An 11,834-nucleotide genomic window follows, 5' to 3' on the forward strand; every position below is an offset into this window, starting at 1 on the left:
ATATATTGACGCAAAAGTCGCTTACAAAACAATTTTGAACAATCTTTGAAAAGGGTATAGTGACCCTCAAGGAGTGTTAGCTGTTAAAAATGGGAGGTCTCAGATGTTCTTGAAAGAAACAGTCATCAGATAGGTTTTCCTTGTGAAAAGGTTCTTGATAAGGAGTGTTAAGAAAGAAGATAGGGCGGGTTTCATAATTCCCTGTCCAGAGAAAAGGAAGTTCTATAGTTTGTAACACGGACTTTTGCTTACTCTCAGAGGAGGTCTTTTCTAGTTCTTTCTTAAGGGAACATTTTCCGTGACACGCTAGCTCTGGTTTGTCTTTATTTTCACAGAGCTGCGTTTCTATATAAGATTGATTAATCTTAAAGTAAATAACCACCCCTACCTGTTGGATACTTATCCACAGGAGCAATAAAGCAAGGGAGATGGAAATTGACTTTTTCATTTGGCAAAGGTAAAAAAAATAATTTAGAATTATTAAATTCAAAATGTTAAAATTTTAATTTGGAAAAATAAAAAAATAACATTGGTAAATGATATTATTATTGTATATTTGCACCAATGAATAAAGAAGATTGTGATGTTACAATACAAAAGAAGTAGTGAACTATTCAAGCAGGCACAACAGGTACTCCCAGGAGGGGTGAATTCTCCTGTTCGTGCATTCAATGCAGTGGGAGGAACTCCTATTTTTGTAGAAAAAGCTCAGGGAGCTTATCTATATGATGCCGATGGTAATAAGCTGATTGATTATATAGCTTCGTGGGGACCTTTGCTCTTTGGGCACGCTTATGCTCCAGTGATTGAGGCGGTAACCCAGAGAGCTAAGAAAGGAACCTCCTTTGGGATGCCTACTGAGGTAGAGACATTAATTGCTCAGAAAGCACTTTCTATGGTGCCAAATGTTGATAAAATACGATTTGTAAATAGTGGTACTGAGGCCTGTATGAGTGCTATTCGATTGGCAAGAGGCTATACCAAGAGAGATAAGATTATTAAATTCTCAGGTTGTTATCACGGGCATTCCGATTCTTTTCTTATAGCAGCTGGAAGTGGAGCCACTACTTTTGGAGTGCCTAATAGTCCTGGAGTGACCCAAGGAACCGCAAAGGATACTCTTTTAGCTAATTATAATGATATTGATTCGGTAAAAGAACTCTTTGTAGCCTACCCAGGCCAGATAGCGGCTCTTATCATAGAACCTATAGCTGGAAATATGGGCTGTGTATTGCCTAAAGAAGGTTTCTTAGAAGCTCTTCGAGCAATTTGTACAGAACACGGAGCTCTCTTTATTATGGATGAAGTAATGACAGGATTCCGCTTAGCCAAGGGAGGTGCCCAGGAAGCACTTCATATACAAGCAGATATTGTTACTTTTGGAAAAGTTATAGGCGGAGGACTCCCTGTGGCAGCTTTTGCAGCACGTACTGAAATAATGGATCATCTAGCTCCTGTGGGGGCTGTCTATCAGGCAGGGACTCTCAGTGGGAATCCTTTAGCTATGAGCGCAGGGCTTGCAATGCTTGAGCAAATAGAGAACCAGCCAGAAGTTTTTGAAAGTCTGGATAAGAAAACGGCTTATCTACAGGAAGGAATACAAAAGCTCCTTACCCAGGCAGGGATTCCTCATCAAGTGAATCGCTTTGGCTCTATGTGTTCTGTATTCTTTACAGAGGAACCCGTAACAGATTTTGCTTCAGCACAGAGAGCAGATCATTCACGTTTCAAAAAGTATTTCCACGCAATGCTTTCTAGAGGAATTTATTTGCCTCCAAGTGGCTACGAAAGCTACTTCCTAAATGATGCTCTTTCTTATGCCGACTTAGATACAACGCTTGAAGCTCTTAGAGAAGCGCTAGCAAGTGGAGAAATTTAGAAAATTATTAAGAATAAATCAAAAATACATCTGTTCAAGACTTGAATAGATGTATTTTTATTAACAAAAAAATAGTTCTCTATTGGAGATGAATTTTGCAAATAATTGATTTTAAATATTTTATAAATTCTAAAAACTTATGTTTAACTAAAATTAGAATTGTTGATAAAAAATAAGTTTTTTTTTAAATAAAGGGTTGTAATGATAAAAAAAATCTATAATTTTGCACTCTCAAAATAGAAAACTTATTTCTATATGATTTTATATATTTGTAGGAATAAAAATAATTTGGGAAATGATTGCCATTGTAGAATGGTTGATAAGTTTTTATGAGAATAAAATAAAAAAAATCATTTTTTGTTTGTTTATAAAAATAATTTTATATCTTTGCGCCGAATAAATAATTTAGATTTATGAGTACACCAGTAAATAAAGAAGTGGGTTGGGATAAGTCCAAAACCATTATGAGTAAAACCGATGCTAAAGGGACAATAGAGTATGTGAATCAGGTATTTATGGATGTTTCTGGATATACAGAAGCAGAGCTTGTAGGGAAGCCTCACAGTGTGATTCGTCACCCAGATATGCCTAAAACCATATTTAAAATTCTTTGGGATAATATCCAAAAAGGGATTAATTTCCACGCAATTGTTAAGAATTTAGCAAAATCTGGAGAATATTATTGGGTAATTACCGATTTCGATATTATTCGTGATCCAAGTGGTCAGATTATTAACTATATGGGGCGTAGAACCTCTGTACCTGAACAAACTATTGAGAAATATATAGCACCTCTTTATCAAAAAATTCAGCAGGTAGAGCAAGCTGGAGGAATAGAGGCAGGTGAGAAATATTTTGAACAATTCCTTAAAGAACAAGGAAAAGATTATATCACTTATATAGAGGATGTAATCTTGGAATTCAAATAAGTTTCAAAGAAGCTTTATAAAACCATTTCGTGAAAAATTAAACGACTTTTAAGGTGTCTTATGGAAGAGAATCAAGTACTTACCGTGGACCCGTTAAATAATATTGTAGATTATGATATTGAAACTAAAAAAAGTAGCACTTATTCTAATGGGATACTTAGTGGTATCTTGTGGGGGAGGGAATGACCAAGGAGAGCTTGTAGGAGAAAAAGGCGGTCTCTGGAAACAACCTAAACCTTATGGGATGACTCTAGTGCCAGGAGGTGCTTTTGTGATGGGAAGTTCCGATTATGATAAAGCACATACAGAAGATGCTACTACTAAGACGGTAACTGTAAGCCCCTTTTATATGGATGATACTGAGATCACCAATGCAGAGTATCGTCAGTTTGTCAATTGGGTACGTGACTCTATTGTACGTCGTAAGTTAGCTATTATGGCTGAAGAAAGCGGACAATCAGCAGGTGGTGAAGGAATAGGTAAATATGCTTTTCTGGATACTGACCAAGAGAAGATGACTGCCTATGACAAGTATATGTATGAAAATTATGGTGATAAAGATAATCCTGAAAGCCGTAAGATTAATAGAAAGGTAAAACTTATTTGGGACAAGCAGAAGTATCCTGATGAACATTATGTGGAAGTAATGGATTCTATGTATGTACCTATTGAGGAGACTTACAATGGAAGACGCCCATTAGATGTTGAAAAACTTGTTTTCAAATATCAGTGGATGGATATAGAAGCCGCAGCTCGTTCTCATAAAAAAGGTCGTAAAGACTTTATAAAAGAGGAAATAGTTAAAATATATCCTGATACTACAGTGTGGATTAAGGACTTTAACTATTCCTATAATGAGCCTATGCACAATGACTATTTTTGGCACTATGCTTATAGTGAGTATCCAGTAGTAGGAGTTTCTTGGAGACAAGCAAAGGCTTTTTGTGAATGGCGTACCCTTTACAAAAATTCTTTCCAGAAAGCGAAAAAGAAGAAAGATGTTAATGCTTTCCGCTTACCTACTGAAGCAGAATGGGAATTTGCAGCTCGTGGGGGATTGGAAGGAGCTACTTATCCTTGGGGAGGTCCCTATTCTACTGATAGCAAAGCCTGCTTTATGGCAAACTTCAAGCCTTCACGTGGAGACTATGCCGCCGATAATGCACTTTACACTGTAGAAGCTAAGTCATATCATCCTAATGGATATAACCTCTATAATATGGCAGGGAACGTATCTGAATGGACAAATACTTCTTATGATTCTAATTCATATGAATATATGTCCTCAATGAACCCGAATGCTAATGATAAGGAGAATAAACGTAAAGTTATTCGTGGAGGTTCTTGGAAAGATGTTGCTTTCTATACCCAAGTTGCTACTCGTGATTATGAGTATCAGGATTCAGCTCGTAGTTACATAGGTTTCCGTACTGTACAAAGCTTTATGGGAGTACAACGAATTGATACTAAGAAAGGAAATTTGACCAATCGTAGATAAGAAAAATTAAAAATTAGTAAATAACAAAAATTAAACAAAGTAGAAATGGCAAAGTCAAAGACGTCAAAAAAAATCATGAATATGGTTTATGGTTTGGGAGCTTCTGTGGTAATTATTGGGGCTCTTTTCAAAATTCTTCACTGGGAACTTCCTCTAGGTCCTGTTAAAGTAGGTGGGGGAACTCTCTTAGCGATAGGGCTACTTACTGAGGCTCTTATCTTCGCTATCGCAGCTTTCGAGCCTATAGAAGAAGGATTAGACTGGACACGTGTATTCCCTGAACTAGCAGGAGGGGAACCTAGACAACTTAACTTCAATGCAGGTGGAGTACAACAATTAGCAGCTCCTCAAGGCCAAGAAGACCAAGTGATTCGCGAATCATTATCTGAGAAATTGGATAATCTCTTAAGAGAAGCTCATATTGATGCTGAATTAATGAACTCTTTGGCTAGAAGTATCCGTAGCTTCGAAGGAGCAGCTAAGAATATAGGACCTGCAGCTGATGCAGTGGCTTCTACTCACAAATATGGTGAAGAGCTTACTACTGCTGCTGTACAACTTGAAGCCCTTAACTCTCTTTATCGTATTCAGCTTGAAAGAACTGAACTTCAGGTAAATGCTCAAGAAGGTATGGTGGATAATCTTAACTCTTTGAACGCACAAGTTAATTCATTTAAAGAACATTTGAGATCCCTCAATAACGTATATGGTGGTATGCTTTCCGCAATGGGCGGTGCTAGATAATTCTAAATTATTTGATTCATTAACTTAATAAAATTTAGTTTATATGGCAGGAGCAGCAAATTCACCGCGACAACGAATGATTAACCTGATGTATCTGGTTTTCATCTCTATGATGGCGCTCAATATGGGGAAAGAGGTATTAGGTGCCTTTGGACTTATGAACAAAAAGCTACAAGAAGCTAATGTTCGCTATCAGGAAACCAATGAGGCTACATTCGCAGAATTAGAACGTAAAGAACAGGAAAAACCTGAAGATTATAAAGAAGCTTTAGAACAATCTCGTAAAGTCAGAGATTTATCTAATGAGTATTATTCTTATCTAGAAAAGCTTAAGGATGAAGTAATGTCTCAAGCTGAAGATAAAGAAGACTATCAAGTAATGGATAAGTCTGACTTCTTAGATGGAAGATTCTTTAAAACAGATGGGTTAAAACCTGAAGGACAAGAGTTCTTAGATAAAATCAATAACTACCGTGAGGCTTTAGTTACTGCAGCAGGAGAAAAAAATCAAGGACTTGTTGAAGTAATCAATCAGCGATTCAGTACAGGAGAAAATAACAAAGTAAAAGACCGTGAGGGAAACCCTGTTAACTGGGTTAATTATAACTTTGAAGGATTCCCTTATATCGCTGTTGTTACCAAATTCTCTCAAATTCAATCTGATATTCGCCAAACAGAGCAAGATTTCTATAAGGCTATGTTAGGAGAGAAAATGAAAGATGAGCTTTCTATGAAGCACTATACTACTCTATTAGAGCAATCTAGAGGAGCTTATTATACCAACCAAGAGTTTGACGGAGCTATTGTATTAGGACGTAAAGATAACTCTACTAAGCCTAAAAAAGTAGATCTTACACTTGATGGTCGTCCTATTCCTGAATCACAAGTAGAGGTTTCAGAAGGGAAGATTAAGCTTAAAGTAAATACTGGAAGTGTAGGGGAACATAAGATTGCGGGTACCCTTATCTATGAACAAAATGGTGAGGAAACTCCTGTGGAAGTAGCTCAAACATTCACTACAATTCCTCGTCCTAATGAAGCTGTAATTTCGGCAGATAAGATGAATGTAGTTTATCGTGGAGTAGTGAACCCTATGACAATATCTATGCCTGGAGTTCCAGATAACCAAGTAAACGCTTCAGCACCTGGACTTTCTAAGAAAGGTGGTTCTAACTATATAATGAAGCCTAATGCAGGTTCTGCAGAGGTAACCATCGTAGTAACAGGTACATTTGAAGGTCAGAAATTCTCTTCTTCTAAGAAATTCCGTATTAAAGATATTCCAAAACCAGAAGGAGCTATCTTGAGAACTACAGGAGCAGTGAAATTGGCTAAGCAAAATATCTTAGTAGGAGAACTTTCAGTTGCATTCAATGACTTTGATTTTGACCTTACAACCAAAGTAAATTCGTTCCGTATCCTAGTACCAGGACAGCCTAGTGTAGTAGTAAATGGTAGCAGAGTTAGTGCAAGTCCTGCCGCTGCAGCAGCTGTGAATAGAGCTAAGAAAGGAGATGTTATCCAGATTTCAGAAATTCGTTACTCTGTATCCGGTTATAGCGGTACTCCTAAGCCAGCTACCCCTATCTCTATTGAAGTATTATAATAATTATAAGATTATGAAACAAGCACTAAAAAATATCCTAATGCTATCTTTTACGTGGATAGTATCCTCAACATTTGCTCAGACAAATGTACTCAATGCAAAGGTTCCTTCTCAAATAGGGGTGAAGACAGAAGCGCAACAAGCAGCTGATAATGATGTACCTCTTCCTTATGGGTATGTAGATGATCGTGATATTATGTGGTCTACTACTACTTGGGAACTAATTGACCTACAGGAAAGAGCTAATTTCCCTTTACTATTCCCTATTGATACAATGGACATTAGTGCGGATCGTCGTTCTTTATACGATGTACTTCTTAGGGCTATGAAAGAGAATAGGCTTACTGAGACATATGTGGATTCTTATTTTACTGAAAAAAGAACCTATGATGACCTTAAGTATAGCCTTTCTAAAGCAGATACCCTAGATGCAGGTTATGGAATCCTTAATGAAGGAAAACCACTCCCTCCTGAGTATATCGTACGTACTGACTTGACTTCTCGTGATATTGTTCAGTATAGAATAAAAGGACTATGGTACTTTGATAAACGACAAGGAGAACTTAAGTATCGATTACTTGGAATAGCTCCTGTAGCTCCCGATGTGAGTGTTTTAGGAACAGATGATGCACAATCTAGCTTAGTAGAACTTTTCTGGGTATGGTATCCAGCCGCAAGAAATATTCTTCATAATGCAAAAGTATTTAACCAGCTAAACTCTGCTAATCGTATTTCCTTTGACCACCTCTTGAATGCACGGCGCTTTGTAGGCGTTATTTACAAAGAAGATAACGTATATGGTGACCGAGAGATTAAGAAATATCTGCCTGATAATGCGCTTTATCAGCTCTTAGAAGCAGATCGTATTAAGCAACGTATTCGAGATCGCGAACAAGATATGTGGGTTTATTAATATATAATGAGAGGCTATCCCCAAGGGATAGCTTCTTTTTTTGGCAAAATCCTAGAGGCAAAATTCTTGCTTTTCTTGAAAAATAAACGTATATTTGTTATCTCAATAAAGATACACAGATATGAACTTTATCACAGCACGTGAGCACTTACAAAAGGTACTCCTTCCTACACACCTTATCTATAGTCCGATTTTTTCAGAAGAGTCTGGAAATCTTATCTATATTAAGCCCGAAAATCTTCAGAAGACAGGAGCTTTTAAAATTCGTGGGGCTTATAATAAAATACGAAAACTTACAGAAGAAGAGAAAAAACGTGGAGTCATCGCTTCTTCTGCAGGCAACCACGCACAAGGAGTAGCCTATGCTGCACGTGAGCTAGGTATCAAAGCTGTAATTGTAATGCCTCAAACAACTCCTTTGATTAAGGTTCAATTTACCAAAAAATATGGAGCTGAGGTAATTCTCTATGGGGAGGTCTATGATGATGCCTATCAGAAAGCCAAAGAACTGGAAGAGAAAGAAGGCTATGTATTTGTACATCCTTTTGACGATCCTGATGTGCTTGAAGGGCAAGGGACAATTGCCCTAGAAATCTTAGAGGAGCTCCCTAATACAGATGTGATAGTGGTACCCATAGGAGGTGGTGGACTTATCTCTGGAATTGCTTCTGCTGCCAAAGAACTCAAACCTGATATTAAGATTATAGGAGTAGAACCTAGTGGAGCCGCCTCTGCTACTGCAGCTCTTAAGAATAACCAAATTGTTACGCTACCCGAAGCGAATACTATTGCTGATGGTACTGCAGTAAAACGTATAGGAACTCTAAATTTTGATTATATTACAAAATATGTAGATGAGGTATTAACAGTTGATGATTACGAATTAACAGAGGCTTTCTTGCTCTTAACCGAAAAGCATAAGATTATTGCTGAAAATTCGGGAATATTACCTTTGGCTGCCCTGAAAAAGCTTACAGATCGGGGAAAGAAAGTCGTCCCTGTGGTCAGTGGAGGTAATATAGATGTGTTAATGATTTCCTCAATGATAAGTAAAGGATTGGTGAGTAGAGATCGTATCTTTAACTTTGCTGTAAATATTCCTGATCGTCCTGGAGAATTGGCTAAACTCACTCAGATTATTGCACAGGTAGGGGCTAATATAGTGAAATTGGCTCACAACCAGTTCAAAAACCTCTCTCGCTTCCGTGATAAGGAAGTTTTGATTACGGTAGAAACCAATGGTACTGCTCATATAGAAAACCTTATAGAAGCTCTTGAAAAGAAAGGGTATGAGATAAGTAAGCGATAAAAAATATAAAAAAATATTTTGTTTATTCAAAAAATAGTTGTATATTTGCCCCCGATTTTGAACAATTATTGTTTAACCTTCTAAAAACTTCAAAGAAAATGACCTATATCAAGTTACATATTACTCCGAAATTACCTTTTATAAGGTAATGCTTCGTGGCATATTAGCTTGATCAGAGTTATAATCATATAAAGCCCGAAGCAACTGCTTCGGGCTTCTTCTCTCCTCTCTAGAACAGAATCCCAAGCAAATAATAAATTGTTAATAATCAATTTTTAATTGAATGGGAGATTCCAATCCATATATTGACGGCTCTCGCCTACGTTCTTTGCGTACACGTAAGCGTATTGCCCGAGAAGACCACGAGAAGTTTTTGCGCGAATGCTGTGATCGCCACGCTGAACTAGAAAAACAGAGACGAAACCTGCCGCTTGTACCACTTGAAAAACCTTACCAAAAGGGCTATGTGCGCTTCTTTGTCGTTCGTGAAGATGTAAAGCGTAGTAAGTCAGGTGATTTCTTTGAGGCTTTGCTCAAGAAAATCAATACCTACCAGTATGCTGATAATCGTAAGTTCCAAAAGAAGAAAAAGCGTAGAGGCAAGCGCATTTATATACCTCTCAAGCAAGAACTACGCTCTTTCAGCCAATGGGAATGGGAAGAACGATGCCGAAAGGGCAGATTTACCTCACGAGAACAGGCGCTTTTTGGTAAGATGGAATATTACTGCCATCGTTCTAAGCGGTTTGAAACCTATTACGAGTTTATAGATAAATGGCGTTTTGAACTGCGTGTAAAACCTAATATGATTACGCATTACCGTCCGGTAGATGTAGCGATAGAGCGTGAATTCGCCGAGCTTGATAAGATCATAAATGATTACAACAACTGGAATATCATTGCCAAAATAATATATGGGCATAGCTATCGCTATTCTTGGTTGTACTATGAAAAACGCTATAACTCAAAAGAAAAGTACAAACGCACCCCGCTGAAAGAAATCGCAGCACTTAAGTATCACACCTCAGCAATGGAAATTGGGGAGATGCTTTTAGATTGCAAGCCGTATGTGCAATTATAAACAAAAAGAAAAAATGGAAGAAAAAATCATACAAATCACCGCAGGACGCGGTCCTTTAGAATGCCAATGGGTAGTAGCCAAAGTGCTGAAAACATTTTTGCAAGAAGCTACTCAAGCAGGCATCAGCTATACCATTCTCAGCCGAGAGGAAGGCGATACCAATCTCACTGTCAAATCGGTTACCTTGCAACTCAAAGGCAAGGAGTTAGCGCCGTTTTTGAAAAGTTGGCTCGGCACCGTTTGTTGGGTAGGCAAGAGCACCTTTCGCAAGTTTCACCAGCGCAGCAATTGGTATATAGGCGTTTTTCAGCTTGACCAACTGCAACGCCAGCCTTTCTCGGAGCGCGATGTACAGTTCCAAACCACTCGCTCGCAAGGCAATGGCGGACAGAATGTGAACAAGGTAAATTCGGCAGTGCGCGCCACCCACCTACCTACGGGTATCAGCGTATTGGCACAGGATTCGCGTTCACAACTGGACAATAAGAAACTCGCCCTTGCCCGCCTTAAAGAAAAACTCGCCGAAATGGAGCTTCAGCAACTCGCCGAGCAAGCACAGAGTCATTGGAGTAACCACACCCAAGTGCAACGTGGCAACCCTGTACGCACTTTCAAAGGTACCGATTTCAAAAGCACTTATGTAGAAAAGAGTTATAAGAAAGAACGTGCCGCTGCCAAGAGGGAAGTTAAATTAGTCGTTAGTCGTTAGTTGTTAGTCGTTAGCTTATGGTAAAATACATACAAGAACTCTTATATAGTATTCCTCAAGAGGTTACTTATACTACCATTCCTAAAGAACTTCGCCTTGAAGATGTGCCACAAGAGCGCATCGATGGCTTACGCAAGTTACTTACCCACGAAGATGCCTTTATACAGCTATCAGCTGCTAAATTGCTCTCTGCGTGGGCAGTAGAAGAGGGGGATAAAGCATTGATACAACTATATGCTGAGGGAAGAACAAAGGGCTATTTTGAACATTTTTTCAGTGGATATAACCCTGAAGATGAACATATTTTTTGGGCACCAGGAAGAATGTATCAAGATACCCATTTCAACCTTACGGTGCTCAATGGTTTGCCCATAGAGCAACTCAAGGTATGTGTAAATCCTGATGATGGAGGTGTTTTAATCGTCTATGTAAAAGCAGAAGGACAACCTATTTTTCATTTCTTTTTAGATGTGGGTATTGCTTTTTGTGAGTGTTGGAATGAGTATGAAGTAGATGAGGACGATGATGACTATCGCTTTGATGACCTTACTGAGGCTTGGCAACTCAAAGGCAAACACATTAGCGCTATTTTTGCCGAAGAAGTAGCTGGAAATAGTGAGATTACCTTTCTTTTGGAAGAAGGTGAAAAGCTCAGGCTCTACTATAGCCCCACAGAAGATAAGAGCTATTTCATTAAGGACAATGAGGTGATGAATCAATTTGGCGAAATTGAGTAAAAACTAAAAGCAATATGATCAGAACAATTATTTTTGAAAAAGAAGAAGGTATATCCTCTACCATTAGCGATATATTGATTCCGAGTTTGGGTGCAACACTGCCTATATGGATATATAATGAAACAGGAGAAGTAGGTTTCTTTTCGCCTAAGCAAGAAGTTGCCTTTGAACAGTTCTTTTATCACAATTCCTATCGGGAACAACTGAAAGAACAATTGCGGGACTTTTACGAAGAGTTGGTTAACGAAGGAGAGCTAGAGCGGAAGGATGGACACCATTTCGAGCTTGATTTTGAATTTGTAGCTATCCCCAGTCAGTGTAAGTCCTCTAAAAATGTTGTTTATGTAGGAGCTTTTACCAATTGGGATAGAGAAGATAGTGAATTTCCTTTGGAGGTAGAAATTTGTTTTGAAGAAGGAGAAGTGATGT

12 protein-coding genes are annotated in these 11,834 nt (G+C 38.2%); 11 read left to right on the top strand and 1 reads right to left on the bottom strand.

Annotation, left to right across the window (positions count from 1 at the left end; all coding sequences use genetic code 11):
• Positions 1-76: 76 nt before the first annotated feature.
• Positions 77-448, bottom strand: coding sequence for a hypothetical protein (locus RYK20_RS07995; RefSeq protein WP_314895027.1), 372 nt, complete (start codon positions 446-448; stop codon positions 77-79).
• Positions 449-583: 135 nt separating this feature from the next.
• Between RYK20_RS07995 and hemL the strand changes: the two genes are divergently transcribed.
• The 11 genes from hemL to RYK20_RS08050 all read left to right on the top strand — a co-directional run.
• The gene (gene hemL, locus RYK20_RS08000; protein ID WP_314895028.1) at positions 584-1,879 is read left to right on the top strand and encodes a glutamate-1-semialdehyde 2,1-aminomutase; all 1,296 of its coding nucleotides are present in this window, start codon (positions 584-586) and stop codon (positions 1,877-1,879) included.
• Positions 1,880-2,292: 413 nt separating this feature from the next.
• Positions 2,293-2,808 (top strand): PAS domain-containing protein, encoded by a 516-nt coding sequence (locus RYK20_RS08005; RefSeq protein WP_311457114.1) that lies wholly within the window; start codon positions 2,293-2,295, stop codon positions 2,806-2,808.
• 112 nt (positions 2,809-2,920) lie between these two features.
• A complete protein-coding gene (gene gldK / locus RYK20_RS08010; protein WP_314603029.1) occupies positions 2,921-4,306 on the top strand; it encodes a gliding motility lipoprotein GldK in 1,386 nt (461 codons plus the stop codon).
• Between the two features lie 45 nt (positions 4,307-4,351).
• Positions 4,352-5,050 carry a gliding motility protein GldL gene (gene gldL, locus RYK20_RS08015; RefSeq protein WP_314895029.1) on the top strand — a complete coding sequence of 233 codons (699 nt, stop codon included), beginning with the start codon at positions 4,352-4,354 and terminating at the stop codon, positions 5,048-5,050.
• A gap of 43 nt (positions 5,051-5,093) precedes the next feature.
• Positions 5,094-6,656 (top strand): gliding motility protein GldM, encoded by a 1,563-nt coding sequence (gldM, locus tag RYK20_RS08020; protein ID WP_314895030.1) that lies wholly within the window; start codon positions 5,094-5,096, stop codon positions 6,654-6,656.
• Between the two features lie 13 nt (positions 6,657-6,669).
• Complete coding sequence (gene gldN / locus RYK20_RS08025; RefSeq protein WP_297977921.1) at positions 6,670-7,569, top strand: gliding motility protein GldN; 900 nt, start codon at positions 6,670-6,672, stop codon at positions 7,567-7,569.
• Positions 7,570-7,690: 121 nt separating this feature from the next.
• Entirely contained in the window at positions 7,691-8,878 is a 1,188-nt protein-coding gene (ilvA, locus tag RYK20_RS08030) for a threonine ammonia-lyase (RefSeq protein ID WP_314895031.1), read from the top strand.
• Between the two features lie 283 nt (positions 8,879-9,161).
• Complete coding sequence (locus RYK20_RS08035) at positions 9,162-9,959, top strand: hypothetical protein (protein ID WP_314895032.1); 798 nt, start codon at positions 9,162-9,164, stop codon at positions 9,957-9,959.
• Positions 9,960-9,972: 13 nt separating this feature from the next.
• Positions 9,973-10,668, top strand: coding sequence for a peptide chain release factor H (gene prfH / locus RYK20_RS08040; RefSeq protein ID WP_314895036.1), 696 nt, complete (start codon positions 9,973-9,975; stop codon positions 10,666-10,668).
• 17 nt (positions 10,669-10,685) lie between these two features.
• Complete coding sequence (locus RYK20_RS08045; RefSeq protein WP_314895033.1) at positions 10,686-11,405, top strand: hypothetical protein; 720 nt, start codon at positions 10,686-10,688, stop codon at positions 11,403-11,405.
• Positions 11,406-11,419: 14 nt separating this feature from the next.
• Positions 11,420-11,834 (top strand): hypothetical protein (locus RYK20_RS08050; RefSeq protein WP_314895034.1); only part of this gene is annotated, 415 nt, incomplete at its 3' end.

Source organism: uncultured Capnocytophaga sp., assembly GCF_963525585.1.
In the GTDB taxonomy this organism is placed as follows: Bacteria; Bacteroidota; Bacteroidia; order Flavobacteriales; family Flavobacteriaceae; genus Capnocytophaga.